This is a genomic window from Geodermatophilus sp. URMC 65 (genome assembly GCF_053502545.1).
Genome location: NZ_CP199954.1, coordinates 1,491,834 through 1,514,651 on the forward strand (window position 1 = coordinate 1,491,834; position 22,818 = coordinate 1,514,651).

Annotated in this window: 27 protein-coding genes, 1 other RNA gene and 1 pseudogene; 8 read left to right on the plus strand and 21 right to left on the minus strand. The window is 73.6% G+C overall.

Translation table 11 applies throughout. From position 1 onward, the window contains the following. Window positions 1-298: 298 nt before the first annotated feature. Window positions 299-463, minus strand: coding sequence for a hypothetical protein (locus tag ACWIX7_RS07165; protein WP_170856897.1), 165 nt, complete (start codon window positions 461-463; stop codon window positions 299-301). A gap of 149 nt (window positions 464-612) precedes the next feature. On the opposite strand from ACWIX7_RS07165, the gene ACWIX7_RS07170 reads away from it, so the two are divergent. Continuing rightward, window positions 613-1,293 carry a Clp protease N-terminal domain-containing protein gene (locus tag ACWIX7_RS07170; RefSeq protein WP_448620865.1) on the plus strand — a complete coding sequence of 227 codons (681 nt, stop codon included), beginning with the start codon at window positions 613-615 and terminating at the stop codon, window positions 1,291-1,293. 41 nt (window positions 1,294-1,334) lie between these two features. Here ACWIX7_RS07170 and ACWIX7_RS07175 read toward each other — a convergent pair whose 3' ends face one another. Next, window positions 1,335-2,732: a sugar porter family MFS transporter gene (locus tag ACWIX7_RS07175; protein WP_448620866.1), complete on the minus strand. Its 1,398-nt coding sequence runs from the start codon at window positions 2,730-2,732 to the stop codon at window positions 1,335-1,337. Window positions 2,733-3,343: 611 nt separating this feature from the next. Then, on the minus strand, window positions 3,344-3,595 hold the full coding sequence (locus ACWIX7_RS07180; protein WP_448622210.1) for a hypothetical protein: 252 nt from the start codon (window positions 3,593-3,595) through the stop codon (window positions 3,344-3,346). Between ACWIX7_RS07180 and ACWIX7_RS07185 the strand changes: the two are divergent. Next, window positions 3,585-3,647: pseudogene (locus ACWIX7_RS07185) on the plus strand (hypothetical protein); the annotation flags it as partial. The gene ACWIX7_RS07180 and the pseudogene ACWIX7_RS07185 overlap by 11 nt on opposite strands. Window positions 3,648-3,769: 122 nt before the next feature. Here the strand turns inward: ACWIX7_RS07185 and ACWIX7_RS07190 are convergent. Further along, complete coding sequence (locus tag ACWIX7_RS07190; protein ID WP_448622211.1) at window positions 3,770-4,486, minus strand: hypothetical protein; 717 nt, start codon at window positions 4,484-4,486, stop codon at window positions 3,770-3,772. On the opposite strand from ACWIX7_RS07190, the gene ACWIX7_RS07195 reads away from it, so the two are divergent. Both ACWIX7_RS07195 and ACWIX7_RS07200 read left to right on the plus strand, forming a co-directional pair. After that, window positions 4,479-4,742 (plus strand): LytR C-terminal domain-containing protein, encoded by a 264-nt coding sequence (locus ACWIX7_RS07195; RefSeq protein ID WP_448622212.1) that lies wholly within the window; start codon window positions 4,479-4,481, stop codon window positions 4,740-4,742. The genes ACWIX7_RS07190 and ACWIX7_RS07195 overlap by 8 nt on opposite strands. A 109-nt stretch (window positions 4,743-4,851) precedes the next feature. Beyond that, window positions 4,852-5,646 carry an LLM class flavin-dependent oxidoreductase gene (locus ACWIX7_RS07200; protein ID WP_448620867.1) on the plus strand — a complete coding sequence of 265 codons (795 nt, stop codon included), beginning with the start codon at window positions 4,852-4,854 and terminating at the stop codon, window positions 5,644-5,646. Window positions 5,647-5,713: 67 nt separating this feature from the next. Here the strand turns inward: ACWIX7_RS07200 and ACWIX7_RS07205 are convergent, their stop codons facing one another. The 8 genes from ACWIX7_RS07205 to ACWIX7_RS07240 form a co-directional block, all read right to left on the minus strand. Next, a complete protein-coding gene (locus ACWIX7_RS07205) occupies window positions 5,714-5,941 on the minus strand; it encodes a hypothetical protein (RefSeq protein ID WP_448620868.1) in 228 nt (75 codons plus the stop codon). Window positions 5,942-6,066: 125 nt separating this feature from the next. Continuing rightward, window positions 6,067-6,440: a transfer-messenger RNA gene (ssrA, locus tag ACWIX7_RS07210) on the minus strand. Window positions 6,441-6,507: 67 nt separating this feature from the next. Then, the gene (locus tag ACWIX7_RS07215; RefSeq protein WP_448620869.1) at window positions 6,508-7,647 is read right to left on the minus strand and encodes a magnesium and cobalt transport protein CorA; all 1,140 of its coding nucleotides are present in this window, start codon (window positions 7,645-7,647) and stop codon (window positions 6,508-6,510) included. A 275-nt stretch (window positions 7,648-7,922) separates the two neighbouring features. Next, entirely contained in the window at window positions 7,923-9,539 is a 1,617-nt protein-coding gene (locus tag ACWIX7_RS07220; protein ID WP_448620870.1) for an SLC13 family permease, read from the minus strand. A 43-nt stretch (window positions 9,540-9,582) separates the two neighbouring features. Continuing rightward, window positions 9,583-10,119 (minus strand): carboxymuconolactone decarboxylase family protein, encoded by a 537-nt coding sequence (locus ACWIX7_RS07225; protein ID WP_448620871.1) that lies wholly within the window; start codon window positions 10,117-10,119, stop codon window positions 9,583-9,585. Then, entirely contained in the window at window positions 10,116-10,985 is an 870-nt protein-coding gene (locus ACWIX7_RS07230) for an SCO6745 family protein (RefSeq protein WP_448620872.1), read from the minus strand. Before ACWIX7_RS07230 ends, ACWIX7_RS07225 begins: the two co-directional genes overlap by 4 nt. A gap of 10 nt (window positions 10,986-10,995) precedes the next feature. After that, window positions 10,996-11,421 (minus strand): protein-tyrosine phosphatase family protein, encoded by a 426-nt coding sequence (locus tag ACWIX7_RS07235; protein ID WP_448620873.1) that lies wholly within the window; start codon window positions 11,419-11,421, stop codon window positions 10,996-10,998. After that, complete coding sequence (locus tag ACWIX7_RS07240) at window positions 11,418-12,401, minus strand: GNAT family N-acetyltransferase (protein WP_448620874.1); 984 nt, start codon at window positions 12,399-12,401, stop codon at window positions 11,418-11,420. Before ACWIX7_RS07240 ends, ACWIX7_RS07235 begins: the two co-directional genes overlap by 4 nt. A 112-nt stretch (window positions 12,402-12,513) precedes the next feature. Between ACWIX7_RS07240 and ACWIX7_RS07245 the strand changes: the two genes are divergently transcribed. Beyond that, entirely contained in the window at window positions 12,514-12,834 is a 321-nt protein-coding gene (locus ACWIX7_RS07245) for a GYD domain-containing protein (protein ID WP_448620875.1), read from the plus strand. Between the two features lie 4 nt (window positions 12,835-12,838). Here ACWIX7_RS07245 and ACWIX7_RS07250 read toward each other — a convergent pair whose 3' ends face one another. The 7 genes from ACWIX7_RS07250 to prfB form a co-directional block, all read right to left on the minus strand. After that, entirely contained in the window at window positions 12,839-13,204 is a 366-nt protein-coding gene (locus ACWIX7_RS07250) for a VOC family protein (protein ID WP_448620876.1), read from the minus strand. 56 nt (window positions 13,205-13,260) lie between these two features. Continuing rightward, on the minus strand, window positions 13,261-14,151 hold the full coding sequence (locus tag ACWIX7_RS07255) for an amidohydrolase family protein (protein WP_448620877.1): 891 nt from the start codon (window positions 14,149-14,151) through the stop codon (window positions 13,261-13,263). 22 nt (window positions 14,152-14,173) lie between these two features. Continuing rightward, complete coding sequence (locus ACWIX7_RS07260) at window positions 14,174-15,100, minus strand: NADP-dependent oxidoreductase (RefSeq protein WP_448622137.1); 927 nt, start codon at window positions 15,098-15,100, stop codon at window positions 14,174-14,176. A gap of 14 nt (window positions 15,101-15,114) precedes the next feature. Then, window positions 15,115-15,591 (minus strand): SsrA-binding protein SmpB, encoded by a 477-nt coding sequence (gene smpB, locus ACWIX7_RS07265; RefSeq protein ID WP_091215566.1) that lies wholly within the window; start codon window positions 15,589-15,591, stop codon window positions 15,115-15,117. A 114-nt stretch (window positions 15,592-15,705) separates the two neighbouring features. Next, the gene (gene ftsX, locus ACWIX7_RS07270) at window positions 15,706-16,590 is read right to left on the minus strand and encodes a permease-like cell division protein FtsX (protein WP_448620878.1); all 885 of its coding nucleotides are present in this window, start codon (window positions 16,588-16,590) and stop codon (window positions 15,706-15,708) included. Between the two features lie 47 nt (window positions 16,591-16,637). Further along, window positions 16,638-17,327 carry a cell division ATP-binding protein FtsE gene (ftsE, locus tag ACWIX7_RS07275; protein WP_448620879.1) on the minus strand — a complete coding sequence of 230 codons (690 nt, stop codon included), beginning with the start codon at window positions 17,325-17,327 and terminating at the stop codon, window positions 16,638-16,640. A 352-nt stretch (window positions 17,328-17,679) separates the two neighbouring features. Further along, window positions 17,680-18,792 (minus strand): peptide chain release factor 2, encoded by a 1,113-nt coding sequence (gene prfB / locus ACWIX7_RS07280; protein ID WP_448620880.1) that lies wholly within the window; start codon window positions 18,790-18,792, stop codon window positions 17,680-17,682. Between the two features lie 47 nt (window positions 18,793-18,839). Here prfB and ACWIX7_RS07285 point away from each other — a divergent pair, with 47 nt between their 5' ends. Further along, the gene (locus ACWIX7_RS07285; protein ID WP_448620881.1) at window positions 18,840-19,130 is read left to right on the plus strand and encodes a DUF6343 family protein; all 291 of its coding nucleotides are present in this window, start codon (window positions 18,840-18,842) and stop codon (window positions 19,128-19,130) included. A 49-nt stretch (window positions 19,131-19,179) separates the two neighbouring features. On the opposite strand, the gene ACWIX7_RS07290 is transcribed toward ACWIX7_RS07285, so the two are convergent. Together ACWIX7_RS07290 and cutA are read right to left on the minus strand one after the other, a co-directional pair. Beyond that, window positions 19,180-20,949, minus strand: coding sequence for a putative bifunctional diguanylate cyclase/phosphodiesterase (locus ACWIX7_RS07290; RefSeq protein WP_448620882.1), 1,770 nt, complete (start codon window positions 20,947-20,949; stop codon window positions 19,180-19,182). Between the two features lie 80 nt (window positions 20,950-21,029). Beyond that, window positions 21,030-21,371: a divalent-cation tolerance protein CutA gene (gene cutA, locus ACWIX7_RS07295; RefSeq protein ID WP_448620883.1), complete on the minus strand. Its 342-nt coding sequence runs from the start codon at window positions 21,369-21,371 to the stop codon at window positions 21,030-21,032. 51 nt (window positions 21,372-21,422) lie between these two features. Here cutA and ACWIX7_RS07300 point away from each other — a divergent pair, with 51 nt between their 5' ends. Both ACWIX7_RS07300 and ACWIX7_RS07305 read left to right on the plus strand, forming a co-directional pair. After that, entirely contained in the window at window positions 21,423-21,659 is a 237-nt protein-coding gene (locus ACWIX7_RS07300; RefSeq protein WP_448620884.1) for a hypothetical protein, read from the plus strand. A gap of 111 nt (window positions 21,660-21,770) precedes the next feature. Beyond that, the gene (locus ACWIX7_RS07305; protein ID WP_448620885.1) at window positions 21,771-22,802 is read left to right on the plus strand and encodes a patatin-like phospholipase family protein; all 1,032 of its coding nucleotides are present in this window, start codon (window positions 21,771-21,773) and stop codon (window positions 22,800-22,802) included. The last annotated feature ends 16 nt before the right edge of the window (window positions 22,803-22,818 follow it).

Sequence of the window (22,818 nt, forward strand, 5' to 3'; positions counted from 1 at the left end):
TGTCGCGCCGCCTCGTGCGGCCGGTGTGGTTCTCGTTCCCGCCCCTCCATCTTACCGGAGGCCAGCCTCGCCTCGGCAACGGCCCTCGCTCTCACAAGGACGGACGGCCCTCCCAGTAGGGCGGTGGCTCGGCGACGGCGGTCAGGCCGGTGGGGGTGGTGACGGTGAGGGTGCCGTCGGGCGCGAGGGTGTGGGTCCAGCCGGGGGGACGTCCCTCATGGACCAGATATGGGAGCCGGGAGGTCGCGCACGGCTCCCATGGTCACCGAGGCGCGCCCCCCTCCCCGCAGCCGGGGCCTCAGACGAGGACGGCCTCCAGGGCGTCGGCCTGCTGCACCAGGTCGGCCGCGGTGGTCAGCCAGCCGGCGACCAGCAGCAACGGCCATGCCTGCTCGTCGTCCAGCGAGGCCGTCGTCGCCACCAGCGAGGCCTGGGCCACGGCCCTGCACGCCATGTTCCGCATGACGGCTCCTTCCATCGGTTGCCAGGACGGTCGGCACCGACGGGGCGGGGATGCAGTCGTACAACACAGATGTCACCCCGAGGGGGTGGCGCCGCCGAGCGTCAACGCGCGGTTGACGCCCGGGTCAGCGTCAACCTACGGTTGACGCCATGACCGTCTCTCCCGTCCGGCTGGACGACCTCATCCACGCGGTCGCGCAGGCAGACGACGCGCCGCTCGACCGGCTCACCCGCGCGATGCTGCTCGCCGAGCACCTCGGTGAGGTCGCCGACTCGCTCATCGGCCACTTCGTCGACCAGGCGCGCCGGGCCGGGGCGTCCTGGTCGGACATCGGCGGCGCGATGGGGGTGAGCAAGCAGGCCGTGCAGAAGCGTTTCGTCGCCCGCGGGCAGACGTCCGCGACGCCGCTGGACCCGAGCCAGGGCTTCAGCCGGTTCACCGACGCGGCACGGGCCGTCGTCGTCGGCGCTCAGGAGCAGGCCCGCACGGCGGGGAACGAGACCATCGGCGTCGCACACCTCGTCCTCGCCCTCGTCGACGACCCGCAGGTGGCCCGGATCGCCACGGCGCAGGGCGTCTCCCCGGACCACGCCCGCCGGACCGCGACGGCCACCCTGCCGCCGGCCGCGGCGACCGTGCCCGCCCTCGTCCCGTTCGACGCCCACGCGCGGGACGCACTGGAGCGCTCCTTCGCCGAGGCCCAGCGCCTGGGTGCGGACGCCGTCGACGCCCTGCACGTCCTGCTGGGCGTGCTCGCCGTGGAGGACGGCACGGGCGTGCTGGCCGCCCTCGGCGTGGATCCCACGGCCGTCGAACGGGAGCTCGCGTAGGCGATGGCCGACGGGACGGGGTCCGCCCCGTCGCCCCCGGCTCAGTGCGCCCTGGGACCGGAGCGCGCGGCGGCGATGTCCTCGGCGCTGAGCTGGATGCCGAGGTTCTGCTCCATCTCCTCCAGCGGCACGTTCTTCGTCTCCGGCATGACCTTCAGCACCCAGACGAGCTGGCCGACCATGCACACGAAGAAGACGGCGAACGCCGCGCCGCCGCCGAGCGCCGCGGCGATCCCGGGGAAGGACCAGGACACGACCGCGGCGAACACCCAGTGCGTCAGGCTGCCCAGCGACTGACCGCGGGCCCGGATCCGGTTGGGGAAGATCTCGGAGATGAAGACCCAGATGACCGAGCCCTGACCGAAGGCGTGCGCGGCGATGAAGACCACGAGGGCGGCCAGCACCATCACGCTCGAGGCACCCGTGAACTGCCCGTCGTAGATGGTGAACACCGCCGCCAGCGCACCCAGGCTGACCAGGTAGCCGATCGAGCCGATCAGCATCAGCCGCCGGCGGCCGATCTTGTCGATGACCGTCAGCGCCGCCATGGTCGTCACCAGGTTGACCAGCCCGACGACGACGCTCTGCAGTGCGGCGGAGTTGTCGCCGGCGCCGGCCATCCGGAAGATGTCGTTCGCGTAGTAGAGGATCGCGTTGATCCCCGACAGCTGGTTGAACGCGGCGATGGCCACCGCCAGCAGGATGACCTTGCGGTTCTGCCGCACGAAGAACGGCGCCCGGGCCGACTCGGCGTCGTTGGCGAGCGTCTGCTCGATCTCCCGGATCTCGAACTCCGCCTCGTCCCGGGAGTTCGTCAGCCGGTGGATCGTCTCGACGGCCTCCTCCCGGCGTCCCACCATGTACAGCCAGCGCGGCGTCTCCGGCGTGGTGAACAGCAGCAGGAAGAAGACCACCGCCGGCACGGCCATGACCATGAACATCCAGCGCCAGGCGATGTCGCTGGGCAACGCGCTGGCCAGGATGTAGTTGGACAGGTACGCCAGCAGGATGCCGAGCACGATGTTGAACTGCACCAGTCCGACCAGCCGGCCGCGGTACTTCGGCGGGGCGACCTCGGCCGTGTAGATCGGCGCGACCACCGAGGCCACGCCCACGCCGATGCCGCCGATGAACCGGAAGAACATGAACAACCAGAGGTTCGTGACCAGGCCGGTGCCCAAAGCGCCGACGACGAAGAGGATGCCGATCGCGAACAGCACCTTCTTGCGGCCGTAGCGGTCCGCCGGCTTCCCGGCGATGAGCGCGCCCACGATGGTGCCGAGCAGCGCGGTCGCGACGGTGAAGCCGAGCCAGAACCCGCCGATGTCGTAGACCCGCTCGAGGTCCTCGGTGGTGCCGGAGATGACCGCGGTCTCGAAGCCGAACAGCAGGCCGCCCAGGGCCGCCACGATCGCGCTGCGCACGACGAGGGGATTCATCGGGGGGCTCCTCACGCCTCGGATCGGTGCGTCCTTCACGAGGTCAGAACCGTCGTCCCCGGCGGCCCGTCGGGGGGCACGGTAGGGACCGGTCCCGGCGGCAGGCAAGAGCCGAACGGCACCGCCCGGTCCGCTCTCCCGGCGCGTCGTCCGCGACGCGCCGTCCGGCAGGGGCGAGCGGGCGGCCCGTCGACCCCGACCCCCCGGATTGGCGGGCGCGGGGCCTGGGCAACGGGGAGAGACTGGCTGCGCCAGGAACGGTCAGGTCGTGGGGGACGTCGCATGTCGCAGGAGTCCAGGCCCGGGCGGAGGCACCGGCACGGGTCGGGCCTGTGGCAGGGCGCAGCCGTGGTGGTCGCCGCCGCCACCCTGGTGGCGAGCTCGCAGGTGGCCGACGCCGGTCGGCCGGCCGCGAGCGCTCGACAGGACCCGCCGCCGGTCGGCGTCGCCACGTCCACCACGCCAGCGGGCAGCTCTGCCGCCACCCCGTCCGCCGCTCCGGACACGCCCGCGTCCCCCGCGTCGCCGTCGGCGCCGTCCCCGTCGTCGAGCGCGGCGGCGGCCGCGTCGGGACTGGCGGCGGGCGGGATCCCGTCGGTCGCCAGGGCGGCCTACGACTCCGCAGCCGCGGCGGCGCCCGCGGACTGCGGCGTCACCTGGTCGCTGGTGGCCGCCATCGGCCGGGTCGAGTCCAACCACGGCCGCTTCGCCGGAGCGGTGCTGCAGACCGACGGGCGCTCCGCACCCCGGATCATCGGGATCCCGCTGGACGGGACCGGCACGGCGCTGATCCGCGACACCGACGGCGGACGCCTCGACGGCGACACCGTCCACGACCGCGCCGTCGGCCCGATGCAGTTCATCCCGTCCACCTGGGCGCGTTACGCCAGCGACGGGGACGGCGACGGGAGCAGCGACCCCTTCGACATCCAGGACGCCGCTCGCGCCACCGCGCGATACCTGTGCGCCGCCGGTGGGGACCTCACCACCGTCAGCGGGCAGCGGCGCGCCGTCCTGGCGTACAACCACTCCGACAGCTACGTGGCGACGGTCCTGACCCTCGCCGCCCGGTACGCCGGGACGCCGGCGCCCACCGTGCCGACCGACCCGGTGCCCCTGCCGTCGGAGCCGCCGGCCAACCCGGGGCCCCCGCCGGCGGTGGAGCCGGTCGTGAGCCCGTCGTCGTCCGCCGTGCCGTCGCCGAGCCCCCTGCCGACGCCCTCGCCTGGCACGACGCCGCCGACGGTCACCACGCCACCGTCGACGACGCCACCGACCACGACCCCGCCGTCGACGACGCCGCCGATCACCACGCCACCGTCGACGACGCCACCGACCACGACCCCGCCGTCGACGACGCCGCCGATCACCACGCCACCGTCGACAACACCCCCGCCGACCACGACCCCGCCGTCGACAACACCCCCGCCGACCACGACGCCGCCGATCACCACGCCACCGTCGACGACGCCACCGACCACGACCCCGCCGTCGACAACACCCCCGCCGACCACGACGCCGCCGACCACCACGCCACCGACCACCACCCCACCGACCACCACCCCACCGACGACGACGCCGCCGACGGTCACCACCCCGCCCGGGACGACGCCACCGCCGAGCACGACGCCACCGCCGAGCACGACGCCACCGACCACCACCCCACCGACCACCCCTCCGCCGTCGACGACCCCGCCGACCGCGACGCCGGGGTGCACGACTCCAGCAGTCGCATCGCTCGGCACGGTGGACATCCGCGACGGCTCCGCTGACCCGTCGGTGTCGACCGCCGTCGGTGCCCGGGTGGCGGAAGCGGGTGGCACGGTCGGCGACGTCAGCACCACGCAGGACACCACCTCCGGCGTCCTGTACCCGGAGGGTCAGGCCGAGCCGGCGACGGCGCTCGCCGACGCGCTGGGCCTGACCGGTGCCGCGCGGGTGGGGGACGTCCAGCGGGTCACCGTGGTCGTCGGGGCCGGCGACGCCGCCCGGCTGGCCTGCGCCGACTGACCTCGACGTCGCTGCGCCGGACTGCTCAACCGCGCTGGGCGCCGGTCAGGCGGTGAGCTGCCCCACGAGCAGCAGCGATCGCCGCGGATCGGCTGAGTACGGTCGGCGCGTGCGGGTGGGTCTCAGCGTCCCGGTCATGGACGAGCCGTCCTCGCTGGTGGACCTCGGCGTCGCCGCCGAGGTCAACGGGTGGGACGGTGTGTTCCTGTGGCACCACGTCGTGGGGACCCCCGACTTCGCGGTGCCCGTGTCCGATGCGTGGGTCGTCCTCGGTGCGCTGGCGGTCCGGACCGAGCGGGTCCGCCTGGGCACGACGATCACGGCGCTGCCCCGCCACCAGCCCCAGGAGATCGCCCGCCAGACGGTCACCCTCGACCGGCTGTCCGGTGGCCGGCTGGTCCTCGGTGTCGGTCTCGGCGAGCCGCCCTCCGAGTACACGGCGGTCGGCCGCAGCGCGGACCGCCGCACCCTGGCCGCCATGCTCGACGAGGGGTTGGAGGTCGTGTCGGGACTGTGGTCCGGTCAGCCGTTCTCCCACCACGGCGCGCACTACTCGTTCGACGACGTGCAGTTCCTGCCGCCGCCACTCCAGCAGCCGCGCATCCCGGTCTGGGTGTCGGCGATGACCCGCAACCACCGCACGTTGGGTCGGGCCGCACGGTGGGATGGGGTCCTGCTCGGCGCGATGTCAGCAGACGGCGGGATGGACGTGCTCCCCGCCGAGGCGGTGGCCGAGGTGGCCGCCCGTCCGGACGCGCCCGCCGACATCGTCGTGGCAGCGCCGGCCGGCACCGATCCGGCGGTGTACGAGGGTGCCGGAGCCACCTGGGTGCTCATCACGGGCTGGCTCGACGACCTGCGGAGGCTCGCCTCTGCACCGGCACCGGGCCGCTCGGTCGGGTAGCAGCGAGCGCCCCGCAGGGCCGCGCGCGGCAGGGGGCCGGGCCGGCCCCGTCGACTTCCCTCCGGCACTACGCCAGTGGGCGGACTCCGGGGACCGACGCCTGTGCCTGCCGCTCGGCCAGGACCTGCACGTCGACGTTCGTCCGGTGCGCCCGGGGATCCCAGCTCTCCTCGAGCGGGGCCAGCACCGAGCCGCCGATGGTGCGGCGGCGCGCACGGCGTCCGAGCCACGCGTAGCCGGCGGGTACCCCGATCAGGACCGCGAGCACGTCGGGCGTCAGGACGACCTCGCTCACGTGTCGCACGGTACGCACGCCGACCCGATCCGCCCGAGGCCGCGTGGCACCAGGCCGGGTCGCCGGAGGAGACGTGCGCGATGACGAACGCCCCGGACCAGACGGTCCGGGGCGTTCGTCGTTCGGGGTGGAGGTGGCGGGAATCGAACCCGCGTCCTACGACGCATCACCAGGGCTTCTCCGAGCGCAGTCCGCTCTGTCTCTGCTCGACCCCATCGATCTCACGAACAAGTCGATGTGACGGGCCCAGTCGCTGTGCGGTGTCCCGCGCGCGCCCGCGACCGGCACGCACGGTGAGTCATCTAGCTGATGCCAGGATCCGGGCCGATGACGAACCCGGGCTGACAGAGTCGCTCCGCTGCTTAGGCAGCGAGGGCGAACTCGCGCTGACTGGAGTCGGCGCTTGTGTTGTTTCCGACGCGTGGTTAACGAGCTCATCGTCGGCTTCCTCGGCTCGCTTCCCCTGGTCATCCGACCGCAGTCGAGACCATTCACCCCCTGTGTAGTTGTGCTGACAGCGTAACGGCACCCGCCGACGGGTTGTTCCCGCGCAGCGCCGACCGCGTTCAGATCCAGCCGCGGCGCTTGAAGACGACGTACAGCGCCAGGCTCACCCCGATCATCGCCAGCAGCGCCATGGGGTAGCCGAACGACCAGTGCAGCTCGGGCATGTCGTCGAAGTTCATCCCGTACACCGTCCCGACCAGCGTCGGCGCGAAGAGGATGGCCGCCCACGCGGAGATCTTCTTGACCTCCTCGCCCTGCGCGATCGAGGCCTCGGTGAGCTCGCGGATCTCCTCGTTCTGCCGCTGCGCCACCAGCGTCGCGTTCACGGTGAGGATGTCGCGCAGCTGCAGCCGGAAGCCCTCCACCCGCTCGGTGACCGAGGTGACGTGGTCGGCGACGTCGCGCAGGTAGCTGCGCAGCTCCTCGTCGACGCCGTACTTGTCGAAGCCGGCGGCGATCGCGTCGAGGATGCCGGTGAGCGGCTGCGCGGCGCGCTGGAACTCCAGCACCTCCTGCGAGAGCTCGTAGATGCGCCGCGAGACACCGGGGTCGCCGCGGAAGACCTCGGTCTCGATCTCGTCGATGTCCGTGGCCAGCCCCGCCACCACCGGCGCGTACCCGTCGACGACGGCGTCGAGGATCGCGTACAGCACCGCCTCGCTGCCCTTCTCGAGCAGTGCCGGCTCGCTCTCCAGCCGCCGGCGCACGCGGGAGAGGTCCGGGGACTCGCTGTGCCGCACGGTGATGGCGAAGTTCCGGCCGAGGAACAGGTGCAGCTCGCCGAACTCCACCTCCTCGGCCGCGTCGAGGTACCGAGCGGCCTTGAGGACGACGAACAGCGTGTCCCCGTAGCGCTCGAACTTCGGCCGCTGGTGGGCCTTGATCGCGTCCTCGACCGCCAGCTCGGGCAGGTCGTACTGCTCGGCCAGCTCACCGAGCTCGGCGGGCTCGGGCCGGTAGAGGCCCAGCCACACCAGGCGGTCGGGGTCCTCGACCAGCCACTCGTGGCTCTCCGCGACGCTGTCCGGCGTCGCCACCCGCCGTCCCGACGAGTAGACGGCGTTGTCGACGATCAGCGACTGCCGCTGCGGCTCGGCCGGAGCCGGGGGCTGCGGTGCGGGCGCGAGGGTCAGCTCGGGGCGTGGCCGGCGGGCCAGGGTGGACAGGGCGGTGAGGGACGCACGACGGCGGTCGACCACGGCGGACTCCCGGGGAGGCGCTGGAGCAGGGGGACTCGTCGGGAGTCCGCACCCCGCGAGGCCTCGTCCCGGGTCCCACCCTGAGCGTGCGAGGGGTGGGGAGGACGGGGTCCTTCACCAGGGGGTGCGGCCCCCGGTGCCGGTACTGGGCGGTTCACTGCGCATGGCACAGCACCTCCCGTCGTCCGTGGGCCGGCCCGCTCGAGTGGGCCGTCGTCCATCGTGACACGCGCTGTCCACCCGGCTCCCCCGGCCGGGTGAACGTCACACGACGGTCAGCCGACGTCGAGCACGAGACCGATCAGCAGGGGCAGCAGGAGGACGATGAGGATCGCCCCGAGGACGTCGAAGGAGATGCCCGACCGGATCATCTTCGTGATCGGCACGACCCCGGAGCCGTAGACGATCGCGTTCTGCGGCGTCGACACCGGCAGCATGAACCCGAACGAGGCCGCGAACGTCGCCGCGAGCGCCGGCACGAACGGGTTGACCCCCGCGGCCACCGCCACCGGGATGATGATCGGCACGACGACCGCAGCCGAGGCGGTGTTCGAGGTCGTCTCCGAGATGATGATCGCCAGGACCACCGCGAAGATGGTGATCAGGAAGAGGTTCGTCAGGCCGAGCGCATTCGCCGAGCTGTTGCCGATGGTCTCGGCCAGGCCGGTGTCGGCGAGCAGCGAGCCGAAGATGATCCCGGTGCCGAACAGCAGGATCGTGCCCCAGTCGATCTGCGCCGCATCCGACCAGTTGAGGGTGAACTCGCGACGTTGCCAGTCGGTGGGCAGCAGGAACAGCAGCGAGGCACCGAGGACGGCCACGATGCCCTCGTCGAGCCGGTTGCCCACCTCGGTGTAGAGGGCGGAGTCGGTGCCCGCGGTCAGCGCGATGACGCCGGGGAAGATCCAGAAGGCCACGGTGATGCCGAAGGCGACGAGCGTGTTCTTCTCCGCCCGCGACATCGGGCCGAGGGCCGCGCGCTCCCGCTCCACGTACTCGTGCACGCCCTCGATCCGTTTGATCTCCGGGCGGTTCAGCAGCAGCAGGACGGCGGCCAGCGCCACGAACATCAGCGCGCAGATGGGCAGCGCCATGAGCATCCAGGAGAGGAAGCCGATGCGCTCGCCCGTCGCCTCCTCGATCAGCCCGCGGCCGATCAGGTTGGGCGGGCTGCCGACGGGTGTGAGCAGCCCGCCGACGCTCGCGCCGTACGCCAGCATGAGCATCAGCACGACGCCGACCCGCAGCCGCAGCGGGTCGAAGTCCGCCGCCACCAGCTCCTTGTGCTGCAGCAGCTTGGCGATGACCGAGAGGATGCCGATCGCGGTGGGCAGCAGCATCGCGACGGTGGCGGTGTTGGACACGAACGCCGAGAGCAGGCAGGTGATCAGCCCGAAGGCGATGATCAACCGCGCGGTCGAGCCGCCGACCCAGCGCAACGACAGGATCGTCATGGCGAACCGCCGGGCCACGCCGTGCTTGAGCATCGCCTGGGCCAGGATGAACGCACCGATGAAGGTGAACACCGTCGTCGACCCGAGCGGGGCGACGGCGTCGTCGCCCGACACGACCCCGAGGACGGCGATCGCGCCGACCCCGATCAGGCCGCCGATCGGGATGGGCACCGGCTCGGTGATCCACAGGACGATGACGCCCAGCAGCACCGCGGCGAGCAGGTGCTGGTCCCGCGGCAGGTCCAGGGGCAGCAGCGCGAAGACGATCGTCACCGCCGGGGCGAGGAACAGCCCGACCGTGCGGCGCCCCTTCTCGAACCGCTCCTCGGCCGGGCTGAGCTGCTGCTCCCCCAGGCTGCGGTAGGTGGCGTGGCCGCGGAACGCGGCGTCGACGTCGGTCCGCCGCCCGGATCCGGGCCCCCGATCGGTGATGGCCATGACCCCTCCCTGGAGTGTGACCCAGACCATAGGCAGCCGACGGCTATCCGGGGACCTCTCCTGGTGGCGGCGGGACCTGCAGTGCGACGAGGAAGCGGGACACCATCGCGTAGCCGCCCACCAGCGCGGTCAGCTCCACGACCTGCCGGTCGTCGAGGTGCCCCCGCACCCCGGCGAACACCTCCTCGGGGACGGCGACGTCGCGGGTCGAGGCGTCGGTGAACGCGAGGACGGCGGCCTGCAGCGGTGTCCACACCGGCTCGGCGGCGGCGTCGGGACGGCGCAGCACCTGCAGCTGCAGCTCGGCAAGACCGGCGCGGCGGGCGATCGGCTCGTGCGAGACCCACTCGAACGCGGCGTCGTTGAGCACCGCCACCCGCAGCACCACCAGCTCGCGCAGGTCGGCCGGCAGCGTCGTCGCCCCGCGCAGCGCGCCGAGCAGCGCGTTCCAGCCCTCGGCGACCGGCGGGCTGTGCAGCAGCAACCGGTCCAGCGCGGAGAGCTCGCCGCCGCGGCGGGCGCGCAGCAGCTCCGCCGTCGGCCCGTCGTCGTCCGACTCCGGGACACGCGGCCCGCTCACCGGGCGGCGAGGACGCCGGCCGGGTAGGCGCCGGCCGCCACCAGCCGCGCCGACAGGCCGCGGCCCAGCTCGACCACCCGGGTGGTCCGCTCCGGACCCAGGTGCACCCAGGGCGCCGCGGAGAGCTCGTCGGTGCCGGCCTCGATCTCGGCGCGCAGCGCGATCCCGGCCTCGGTCAGCGCGCCGTCGGCCACCAGGCCCCGCGCGGCCAGCTGGTCGGCGGCCGCGGCCCACTCCTCGTCGCTCCAGCCGCGGGTGGCCTTGGCCGCGGCCTCGGTGAAGCCGCGGCCGGTCAGCGTGTGGGTGACCAGCGACTCGAGGCCGGTGAGCCCTGCCCGCAGCAGGCAGGCGACGTGCCCGTCGCCGCGGTGCTCGCGCAGCAGCGTGGCGCCGTGCCACAGCGACAGCACCGGCTCCTCGGGCCAGGGCTGGTCGGCGTGCGCGGCGTAGAGCGGGCGGCCCTCGGGCGTGAGCGCGTCGCACGCCTCGCGCAGCAGGCCGGCCAGCTCGGCGACCTCCGGCGCGGCCGCGGCCTCCTCACCGCCGAGCAGCCGGGTCAGCGAGGCTCGGGCGCCGTCGAGGCGGGCGGCGAGGACCTGCTCGGGGGTGGCCAGGGTCCAGGCGCGCGGCACGTGCCGGGCCACGAGCGCGGGGGCGAAGTTGGCGAAGGTCGCCGTCACGGTGCCCGGACCGACCGCGCCCATCGCGGCCGCGCGCCCGGCGAAGTAGCACATCCGGCCGGGGCGCAGCCCGACCGCGGTCAGGTACTCGTCCTGCTCGGGTGAGAAGTAGACGTGGTTGTGCAGCGGCTCGACGGCGCGGTGCGCGCGGGCGACGTCGGGGGCGGGCTGATCGGCACTGACCATGCGCCGGACCCTAGCGACCGCCGTCCGCCGGCCCGAGCGAGCGCAGCCACCGGCGCTGACACGGCGTCTCCACCGCACGCGGGTGGTACCGCTCGCGGACCCACCCGACGGCCTCGTCGGCCGGCAGCCCGTCGAGGACGGCGAGCGCGGCCAGCGCGGTGCCGGTGCGGCCGATCCCACCGTGGCAGGCCACCTCGACCCGCTCCCCCGCCCGCGCGCGGTCCAGCGCCTCGGTGAGCGCGGCGAGGGCGTCGGCCCGGTCCAGCGGGGTCCAGAAGTCCGGCCAGCGCACCCGGCGCGCGGGCCACGGCGGCAGCGGGCCGCTGCCGAGCACGACCGCCCGGTCGGCCGGGGACGCCGGCGCGCCCAGCCGGCGACCGCGGACCCGCGCCCCGCCGGGCAGCTCGACCAGGCCGGCGCCGTCCGCCCAACTCATGCCACCGGTGGGCGGGTGCAGGCCCACTGGACGCGGGTGCGCACGGGCGCGAACCCCAGCCGCTGGTACAGCCCGAACGCCCCGGTCGGGTTCTCGGTGTCGACCTGCAGCCCGGCGGTGTCGCAGCCGGCAGCGGCAGCGGCCCGCAGCGCGGCGACGATCGCGGCCGACGCGATGCCGCGCCCGCGGGCGGGCCGGAGGACGCCCAGCTGCCCCAGGTGGGCTTGCTGGACGCCGGTCGCGCGGGTGTCGGCGTCGTACACGTAGGTCAGCACGTAGCCGGCCACCGCCCCGTCGACCAGGGCGAGCACCGACAGGTCGGGCCGGAAGGCGCGCTGCCCGGTGAACCAGGCCCGCCACGCCGTCTCGTCGCGCTGGGCCGAGCCGTGGTGGTCGGTGAAGGCCGCGTTGTGGGCCCGCCGCACCTCGTCGTCCCGGTCCTCGGTGTAGGGCACCAGGCTCACGCCCGGCACGGGCGGGACCTCCGGCAGCCCGGTCAGCGGGCGCTCCATGTCGGCGTACCAGCGCTCGGCGGTGAACCCCGTGCGGCGCACCAGGAACTCCAGGGGACCCATGCCCGGGTACACCGAGACCGTCAGCAGTCCGGGCAGCTCGGGGTGGTCGCGCCGGTGCACCTCCGCGCCGCGGCGCAGCTGCCAGTCCAGCAGCGCCGTCCCGACGCCGCGCCGTCGCCAGTCGGGGTGCACCCGGCCCTCGAGCGCGATGCGGTGGTCCTCCCGGGTCCCGCCGAGGGACATCACCACGGCGACCGCCACGAGCGTGCCGTCCCCGGCGCACACCGCGCGGCCGTCGCGCGGCAGGTCGACCAGGTCGTTGACCCACCACTCGGCGAGGTCGTCGGCGTCGAAGTGCTCGCCGGTGTCGTCGACCGGTTCTGCGGCGGCGAGCAGTCCAGCCGCGGCGGGGAGGTCGTCGCCGGTCAGCGGTCGGGCGGTGAGGCCCGCGGGCAGGTCGGGCACGCCCCGCAGCGTAGGGACGGCGACCGCCGCGGTCGACCGGGTTCCGCGGGTCCCTTGCGGCCGCGTGCGGGCGGACGTCAGCATCGGCGCACGCCGCCGAGAGGAGGGCCCCGTGCCCCGCTTCCTGGTCATCGCCCGGTACGAGGCGCAGGGCGCGCGGGCGGTGATGGCGGCCGGCGGGTCGGCCCGGCGCAGCGCCTTCGCGCACGCCGTCCTCGACCTGGAGGGGCGGCTGGAGAGCTTCGACTTCGCGCTCGGGGACGCCGACGTCTACGCGATCGTCGAGCTGCCCGACAGCGCGGCCGCCGCCGCGCTGTCGCTCACCATCACCGGGGGCGGCGTCGCGTCGGTCCGCACCGTCGCGCTGCTGACGCCCGAGGAGGTCGACCGGGCCGCCCAGCTGCACCCGGACTACTCCCCCGGCCCGCGCTGAGGGTTCACCAGCCGGGCAGGAACAGGCAGAACGGGTGACCGGTCGGGTCCAGGCACACCCCGACGCCGGCCTGCGGCTGGAACTCCGCCACCGTCGCACCGGCCTCGACGGCGAGCGCGACCGCCGCGTCGAGGTCGTCGACCTCGATGTCGAGGTGCAGCTGCATGCGCGGGTCGCCGGGGCCGGCCGGCCACACCGGCGGCACGTGGTCGGTCTCGAGCTGGAAGGACAGCCCCGCGCCGCCGTCCTCCGGCCGGAGGGTCACCCACTCCGGCTCGTCGCTGCCGATCGGCCAGCCGAGCAGCCGCTGGTAGAAGCGCCCGAGCCCCCTCGGGTCGGGGGTGTCCAGGACGGTCGCGGTGAGTCGCACCCGTCCACCCTGGGCAGCCGGGCGCGGCCCTGCCACAGCAGCGGCCCGCCCCGGGGTCAGGGCGCCAACGCGAACAGCCGGGCGCCGTTGTGCCACAGGACGGCCCGCAGCCACTCCTCCCCCAGGCCCAGCCGGTGCAGGGCGGCCAGCTGGTGGGCGTACGGGTACGGGATGGACGGGAAGTCGCTGCCGAGCACCACCTTGTCCCGCAGCGCGCCCAGCCGCGGCCGCAGGGCCGGGTCGAACGGCATGAGCCGTTCGGTGAAGTCGGTGGCGAACATGGTGGTGTCCAGGTGCACCCGCTCGTGGCGCTCGGCCAGGTCGAGGAAGGCCGCGTACTCGGGCATGCCGAGGTGGGCGATGACCAGCTGCAGCCGCGGGTAGCGCTCGAGCAGGCCGGTCATCGGCGCCGGCCCCGTGTGCTCCCCGCGCAGCGGGCCCGATCCGCAGTGGATGACGACGGGGGTGCCGGTCTCCTCCAGCCGCGCCCACACCGGGTCCAGCAGCGGGTCGCGCGGGTCGAAGGCGCCCACCTGCACGTGCACCTTGAACACCCGCGCACCGGCCGCCAGCGCCGTCTCGACGTAGGACGCCGCCTCCGGCTCGGGGTAGAAGGTGGCCGACTGCAGCACCTGCGGGTGGGCGGCGGCGAACCGCGCCGACCAGTCGTTGAGCCAGGCGGCCATGCCGGCCTTGTGCGGGTAGGGCAGCGTCGGGAAGGCCCGGACCCCGAGGCGGTCGAGCACCGCGAGCCGTTCCTCCTCGGGCAGCGGGTACTGCACCGGCCAGGGTGCGCCGTAGTGGGTCTGGCTGTGAGCGAAGTAGTCCCAGACCTTGGCCTGCACCCGCTCGGGCAGGAAGTGCACGTGCACGTCGACCAGCCCGGGCAGGCCCAGCTCGCGCCAGTACCGGGGGACGTCGGCGTCGTCGGCCGGAGGGGTGGTCACCTCAGCGTGACCATGCCCGTGGTCACGAGCGCAGCGTGACGACGACCTTGCCGCGCACGTGCCCGCCCGCGACCAGCTCCTGCGCCTCCGCGGTCTGCTCCAGCGGGAACGCCCGGGCGATCGGCACCCGCAGCTGGCCGGCGTCGGCCATCCGGCCGAGCTCCTCGAGGTGCTCGTGCTCGGGACGGACGAAGACGTAGCGGCCGCCCATCTCGTCGACCACCGGGTCGACGACGGAGACGATGCGGGCGCGGTCGCGGACCTGCTTCGGCGCGTCGGCCAGGGTGTCGCCGCCGACCAGGTCGAGGACGGCGTCGACCGGCTCGGACAGCTGCGCGCTGATCGGCCCGGCCGAGTAGTCGAGCACCTCGGCGACCCCGGCGTCCCGCAGGAAGCCGTGGTTGCGCGGGCTCGCCGTCCCGATGACGTGCGCACCGAGCGCGACGGCGATCTGGACGGCGGAGAAGCCGACCCCACCGGCCGCGCGGTGCACCAGCACCCGCTCGCCCTCGTGGACGTCGAGCGCCTCGGTCAGCGCCTGGTAGGCGGTGAGCCCGGCCAGCGGCAGCCCGGCGGCCTCGGCGAAGGACAGCGACTCCGGCTTGTGCGCCAGGCAGCGCTGCGGCGCCGGCACGAGCTCGGCCGTCGTCCCCCACTGGACGTCGTCCCGGCGGACGTAGCCGAGGACCTCGTCACCGGCGGCGAACGTGGTGACCGCGGGGCCCGCGGCCTCGACGACCCCGGCGACGTCCCAGCCCGGGACGATCGGCAGGTGGTGCGGGTACGCGCCGGTCAGCCCGCCGGAGCGGATGAGCACGTCGACCGGGTTGACGCCGGCGGCGTGCACGCGCACCAGCACGGTGTCGGGGCCGACCGGCGGGTCGGGCAGGTCGTCGCGGAGGGCCAGGACCTCGGGGCCGCCGTACCGGTCGTAGGCCACACCCCTCATCGGCACACCAGCACCTACCGCCGTCCCTTCACGTAGCGCCCGAAGGCCCGCTGGATCTCCCGGCGCGAGTCGCGCTCGGCGAGGTCCTGCCGCTTGTCGTAGGACTTCTTGCCCTTGGCGAGGGCCAGGGTCGCCTTGACCTTGCCGTCCTTGAAGTACAGGTCGAGCGGCACGAGGGTCAGGCCGCCCTCCTTGGTCTTGCCGATGAGCTTGTCGATCTCGGCGCGGTGCATGAGCACCTTGCGCTTGCGCCGCGGGGCGTGGTTGGTCCACGTGCCCTCGGCGTACTCCGGGATGTGCACGTGCTGCAGCCACACCTCGCCGTCGTCCACCGTGGCGAAGCCGTCGACGAGCGAGGCACGGCCGGCACGCAGGCTCTTCACCTCGGTGCCGGTGAGCACCAGGCCCACCTCGTAGGTGTCGAGGATCGAGTAGTCGTGCCGCGCCTTCTTGTTCTGGGCGATGAGCTTGCGCCCCTCTTCACGCGGCATGACCCCAGGTTACTGGGCGCCCTCGACCGTCGAGATCGCGCGATCTCGCACGCCGGCAGGCCCGGGACGGGCGAGATCGCGCGATCTCGACGGGAGGTGCGGCGGGGTCCCCCCTCAGATGCGCACGTACAGCCGCAGCGTCACGTAGGCGGCGACGGCGGCCAGGCCCACGCCGGCGGCGGCGATCACCGGGCTGATGAAGGCGATCGCGCCCCAGTCGACCGGCGGGATGATCCCGGCCCGGATCGGCCCGGCGAGGGTCTTGTCGACGAAAAGGATCTTGGTGACGACCAGCCCGCCGATGGCCAGCAGCGCACCGATCAGCCCGGCCAGCGCGGCCTCGAGGATGAACGGCAGCTGGGTGTACCAGCGGGAGGCGCCGACCAGCCGCATGATGTTGGTCTCGTTGCGCCGGTTGAACGCGGCCAGCTGGATCGTGTTGGAGATCAGCAGCAACGCCGCGAGCGCCTGGACGACGGCGACGGCGATCGTCGCGTTGCGGGCGCCGTTGAGCAGGCTGAACAGCCGGTCGAGGAAGTCACCCTCGTCGCGCACCTGGTCGACGCCGTTCTGCCCGTTGGGGAACTCCGCGGCGATGATCGAGTAGCGCTCGGGGTTGACCAGCTCGACGCGGAAGCTCTCGGGCAGCGCGTCCGGCGGGGTGTTCTGCACGAGCTCCGGCTGCTGGCTGAACTGCTGCTGGAAGCGGGCGTAGGCCTCTTCCTTGGACTCGTAGATGTGGTCGGCCACCTCCGGCGAGTCCGACAGCTGCTGGTCGATGGCCGCCCGCTGCTCGTCGGTGACGTCGTCGGCCAGGAAGATGGAGACCTGCACCTTGTCGTAGTAGATCTCCTTCATGTCGGAGATCATCCCGGCGATCAGCAGGCCGGTGCCCATGAGACCGAGCGAGATGGCCGTGGTCAGGATCATCGCGACCGTCATGGTCAGGTTGCGACGCAGCCCGGTGGCCACCTCGGAGAGCACGAAGTTGACGCGCATGGATTCCCTGTCGTGAGGTCAGGCAGGTGGAGGAGCGGGCAGCCGGGTCAGCGGCCGACCCCGTAGACACCGCGCGACTGGTCGCGGGTGAGGACTCCCCCGTTGAGCTCGATCACGCGACGGCGCATCGAGTCGACGATGTGGTAGTCGTGCGTCGCCATGACGACCGTCGTCCCGGTCCGGTTGATGCGCTCCAGCAGGAGCATGATGCCCTCGCTGGTCTCCGGGTCGAGGTTGCCGGTGGGCTCGTCGGCCAGCAGCACCAGCGGCCGGTTGACGAACGCGCGGGCGATGGCGACGCGCTGCTGCTCGCCACCGGAGAGCTCGCTGGGCAGCCGGTTGGCCTTGCCCTCGAGGCCGACCATCTCCAGCACCTCGGGGACGACGCGCTTGATGGTCCGCTGGGGCTTGTTGATGACCTCCAGCGCGAAGGCCACGTTCTGCGCCACGGTGCGGTTGCGCAGCAGGCGGAAGTCCTGGAAGACGCAGCCGATGGTGCGGCGGAGCTTGGGCACCTGCCACTTGCTCATCGTGTTGAGCGTCTTGCCGTTGACGATGACGTTGCCCCTGGTGGGGTCGTCCTCCTTGAGCAGCAGCCGCAGGAAGGTCGACTTGCCCGAGCCCGAGGAGCCGATGAGGAAGACGAACTCGCCCTTGTCGATCTCCGTCGACACGTCCTCGAGAGCCGGCCGCGCGCTGGCCGGGTAGAGCTTGGTGACGTGTTGCAGTTCGATCACGAGGGGCCACGGTACCTCTCCGACCGGGGAGACTGGAGTGTCACGCGCGGTCGGCCGCCGCCCCGTCCCGACGGAGCGTGAGCAACTCCGCACGGGGCCCGGGACGCCCGTCACCCAGCGTGGCGCATCCGGCGTCCGGCCGTGCGACGGGTGTGACGAACGGGACGCCTGAAGTCGTCAGCCCCTCCGGGTCCTCCCGGCTCTCTGCAGGGGCCCGCCGCCGGCCCCGTCCAGGGCACCGCTGGCCCCCTGCAGGGGTCCGCTGCGAGCCTGCGAGTGGCGGGGAGCAGGGGTCCTTTCACGAGGGGTGGGGAGGACGGGGTCCTTCCTCGGCGGGGGCAGGGGTCCTTCGTCAGCTGGACGGCACGGCCTCCTGCTGACGGCGCCACCGGATGCCGGCCTCGATGAAGGGGTCGATCTCCCCGTCGAGGACGGCGGCGGTGTTGCCGGTCTCCTGCTCGGTGCGCAGGTCCTTGACCATCTGGTACGGGTGCAGCACGTAGGAGCGCATCTGGTTGCCCCAGCTGCTGCCCTCCCCGCGCAGCGCGTCCATCTCGGCCCGCTGCTCCTCCTGCCGCTTGGCCAGCAGCCGCGCCTGCAGCACGCGCATGGCCGCCGCCCGGTTCTGGATCTGGGACTTCTCGTTCTGGCAGGAGACGACGATGCCGGTCGGCAGGTGGGTGATCCGGACGGCGGAGTCGGTGGTGTTCACGCTCTGCCCGCCGGGACCGCTGGACCGGAAGACGTCGATGCGGATCTCGTTCTCCGGGATGTCGACGTGGTCGGTCTGCTCGACGACGGGCAGCACCTCGACGCCGGCGAACGACGTCTGCCGGCGGCCCTGGTTGTCGAACGGCGAGATGCGCACCAGCCGGTGGGTGCCCTGCTCGACCGAGAGCGTGCCGTAGGCGTAGGGCTGCTTGACCGCGAAGGTCGCCGACTTGATGCCGGCCTCCTCCGCGTAGCTGACGTCGTAGAGCTCGACGGGGTACTTGTGCCGCTCGGCCCAGCGCAGGTACATCCGCATGAGCATCTCGGCGAAGTCGGCGGCGTCGACGCCACCGGCCTCGGAGCGGATGGTCACCAGCGCCTCGCGGGAGTCGTACTCGCCCGACAGCAGGGTCCGCACCTCGAGCTCGTCGATCGCCTGCCGCAGGCTCGCCAGCTCCCGCTCGGTCTCGGCCAGGGTCCCCGCGTCGTCCTCCTCCTGCGCGAGCTCGTGCAGCAGGCCGACGTCGTCCAGCCGGCTGCGCAGCTCCTCGACCCGGCGCAGGTCGCCCTGCAGGTAGGAGAGCTTGGAGGTCAGCGCCTGCGCGGCCTCGACGTCGTTCCAGAGGTCGGGGGCGGAGGCCTGCCGCTCGAGCTCGGCCACCTCGCGGCGCAGCCGGTCGACGTCGAGGACCGCCTCGATGGACCTCAGGGTCGTGTCGAGCTCGTCCAGGACGACGGAGAAGTCAGCGGCCACATCGACCCAGGGTAGTCGCGCTCCGGGACGGGGTAGCCAGCCATGGCATGAGCGAACCCCGCCGGCGGCGGTCCCGCGAGGACTACCAGCGCGGCCTCCCCGACCACCACGACCCGACGGCCGGCATCGGCGGCGCACCGCCGGCGCGGTCGGCGCTGACGCTGCGGCTGGTGCTGGCCGCCTTCGGCCTCGTCTTCTGCCTGGGCGCCGGTCTGCTCTGGCTCTCCGGCGACGACCTGCCGGTCTGGCCGGCGGTCGTGCTGTTCGTCCTGGCGGCGGCCGCCGCCGTCGACCTCGTCGTGGTGGCCCGTCGCAAGATGCGCGGCGAACCCGGCTGAGAGAGGACCTCCCGGCCGCCGGCGGCGAGCCGGGCGGACGCGGACGTCCTCAGAAGAGGGCGGTGGCCGGCTGGGTGGCGTGCTCGGCGAGCCAGCCGGTCAGCTCCTCGGCCGGCATCGGCCGGCCCAGGTGGAAGCCCTGCGCGAAGGTGCAACCGAGCTCGGTGGCCAGCGCCAGCTGCTCGGCGGTCTCCACGCCCTCGGCCTGGGTGCGCACACCACAGGCCCGGGCCAGCGCGACGACGGCGGCGATCGCCGCGGCCGCCTGGCTGCGCCGTCCCTCCGGGTAGGCGACCAGGCTGCGGTCGATCTTGAGCAGCCCGGTCGGCATGGCGACCAGCTGGCCCAGCGAGGAGAAGCCGCTGCCGAAGTCGTCGATCGAGACCTCGACGCCGGAGCGGCGCAGCTCGGCGAACTGCGCGGCGGCGCGTTCGACGTCCTCGGCGACCGAGCGCTCGGCCAGCTCGACGACGAGCTGCTCGGGTGGCAGCCCGGAGGCCTCCAGCGCCTCGTGGACGTCGGCGACCAGCGTGCCGGTGGCGACGTGGTTGGCGCTGATGTTCACCGAGGTGACCAGGTGCAGCCCGGTTGCCGCCCACGCGGCGGTCTGCCGGGTCGCGGTGCCCAGCACCCAGCGGGCGATCGGCGTCATCAGGTCGTGCTGGAGCGCCGTCGGCAGGAAGTCGGCCGGTGCGAGCAGGCCTCGGCGCGGGTGCTGCCAGCGGATCAGCGCCTCGACGCCGGTGCACCGGCCCGAGGCCAGGTGCAGCACCGGCTGGTAGTGCAGCACCAGCTGGCCGTCGTCCACCGCGTCGCGCAGCTCGGCGGCGACGGTGGCCTTGTGCTGGGCGGCGGCGCGCAGGTCGGCGGTGAACAGCCGGACCCGGTTGCGGCCGGCCTCCTTCGCCGCGTACATCGCCAGGTCGGCGTCGCGGACCAGGTCCGTGGAGCGCAGCCGCGTCCGCGGGGAGGCCGGTGCGGTGGCGATGCCGATGCTGACGCCCAGCCGCACCAACCGGCCGCCGAGGTCGAACGGGCGGTCGATGCTGGCGCGGCAGCGGTCGGCCAGGGCCTCCGCGCCGGTGGTGTCGCAGTCGCGGCACAGGACGACGAACTCGTCGCCGCCCAGCCGGCCGACGGTGTCGCCGACGCGGGTCACGCCGGTCAGCCGCTGCGCGATCTGGCGCAGCAGGTCGTCGCCGGCGTCGTGGCCGAGGGAGTCGTTGACGTCCTTGAAGCCGTCGACGTCGAGGAAGAGGACCGAGACCGGGCCCCGGTCGTGCTGCTGCAGCTCGGCGTCGATGAGCTCGTGCAGGTGGGCGCGGTTGGGCAGCTCGGTGAGGGTGTCGTGGCGGGCCCGCCAGTGCGAGGCCCGCTCGGCGGCGACCCGGTTGGTGATGTCGGTGTGGGTGACCACGACCTGGCCGGCCTGGTCGACCCGCGAGGCCTGCAGGTGGACCCAGTGCGTGCCGCCGCGCAGCTCGAGGGCGTAGTCGGCCTGCACCGAGGGGCGCTCGCCGCGGGAGAGCGCGCGCAGCTCGTCGATCAGCGTGGCGGTGCTGTCGTTCCCGTTGAGCCGGCGGGCCATGGCGAAGTAGTCGCCGTCCACGCCGACGCGCACCCGGTCGTCGCCGAGGACGTCGGCGACCTTCTCCCAGGCGGTGTTGGCCAGCAGCACCGTGCCGCTGGCGTCGATCAGCAGGGTCGGCGAGGGCAGCGCGTCGAGCACGGCCTCGACGACGACGGCGGGCTGGGCCGGCCCGTCGACCCGCCGCCGGACGTCGCGCGGCAGCTCGCGCTCCCCCGGTCGTCGTCCCATGGGCGCTCCTGCCATGTCGAGGCGGTACTCCTCGGTATCGGTCGATACGGTGCCCAGGTCGACGGGGGTCATGCCACCCGTCATGCCTTCCCGCCGTCCGGCTCCCGGGTCTCCCGGACCACCCAGTCGAGGTAGCCGGGGTGGCCCCCGACGAGCGGCAGGGCGATCACGCAGGGGACGTCGTACGGGTGGAGCTCGGCGGTGCGTGCGACGACCTCCGGCACCAGCGACCGGCGGGTGTGCAGGGCGACACGCGCCTCTGGTTCGTCGTGCACGGCACCCTCCCAGCGGTAGACCGACCGGATCGCGGCGAACTGGTGTCCGCAGGCCGCCAGTCTCTCCTCCACCAGTGTCCGTGTGTACCCGCTCAGCCACTCCGCGTCACTTCCGGTGACCACGATCTCGCACACGTCCTCCGCCACGCGCCCATCCTGCAGGGGTGGAGTGACAGGTCCGCGGGGTAGGGCGGGGGCATGAGCGACGAGATGACCATCACGGTCGACAGCGAGGAGTACGTGCTCCGGCGCGAGGGCGACCGCCTGAAGGTGGGCCGGCGGATGGGCGACGACACGGCCTGGCTCGACGACGTCGACCTGGCCACCCTGCCCGCGGACGCCCGCATCGCCCTCGAGCGCGGCAACACGTCCGACGCGGCGCTCGAGCTCGCCCTCCGCGGCGTGGTGGCCGCCGAGGTCCGGCGCGGCGGCTGAGCCGACCGGGAGGGGCGCGCCCACCGTGCCCGGACGGAACCGGGCTCGCGAGGTCACGCATGGCCCAGCACCGCGGGTCACGTGGGCGGCGAGCGTCAGCGAGGAGGACGCGTGACCTCTCCCGACCGGCTGCCGGCCGACCTGGTCCTCGAGGGTGGTGGGGTCAAGGGCATCGCCCTGCTCGGCGCCGTCGTCGAACTGCTGCGCCGATACCGCTTCGAGCGGGTCGCCGGCTCCTCGGCCGGCGCCGTCCTCGCCGCCTTCCTCGCCACCGGGCTGGACGCCGACGGCGTGCTAGAGCGGACGTCCCGGCTGGAGTACGACCGCGTGCCCGACTCCTGGGCGCCGGTCCCGGTCCTGGCGCCGGCGGTCGGCCTGCTCACCCGGTCCGGCCTGCACCCCGGGCGCTACGTCACCGAGTGGCTGCGCCGGGAGCTCGCCGACCTCGGCGTGCACACCTTCGGCGACCTGCGCCGCGAGGACCCCGGCGACGACCCGGCACTGGCGCCGTGGCAGCGCTACCGGCTGGTGGTGACGGCGACCGACGTCACCCGCGGCCGGCTGCTGCGGCTGCCCTGGGACTACCGCGACCACGGCCTGGACCCCGACGCCCAACCCGTCGCCGACGCCGTCCGGGCGTCACTGGCCATCCCGTTCTTCTTCGCCCCGCGCACGCTGCGCGACCCGCGCACCGGGCGGCGGTCGACGCTGCTGGACGGCGGGGTGCTGTCGAACTTCCCGGTGGAGATCTTCGACCGCACCGACGCCGCCTCCCCGCGCTGGCCGACCTTCGGCGTCGGGGTCGGGGACCTCCTCTCCGACGAGGAGGTCTCCGTCTTCCCCCACCACCGCCTGCTGCCGCCGCCGGTGCGCCTGCTGGACTCCCTGGTCGCCACCACCGTGAACGGCCGGGACCGCACCTACCTCGCCCAGCCGTGCGTGCGCCGCCGGGCCATCTCCATCGACACCAGCGGCACCCGAGCGACCGACTTCGACATCAGCCCGGCCGAGCGGGCGCGGCTGGTGACCGCGGGGACGACGGCGGCGCGGGACTTCCTCGCCGGGTGGGACTGGGTGGACTACCTCCGCGAGTGCCGCGGCGTCGGGGTCACGCAGGGCGCCGCGGTCCCCGGCCCGCGCTGACCGACCACGCCCGGCC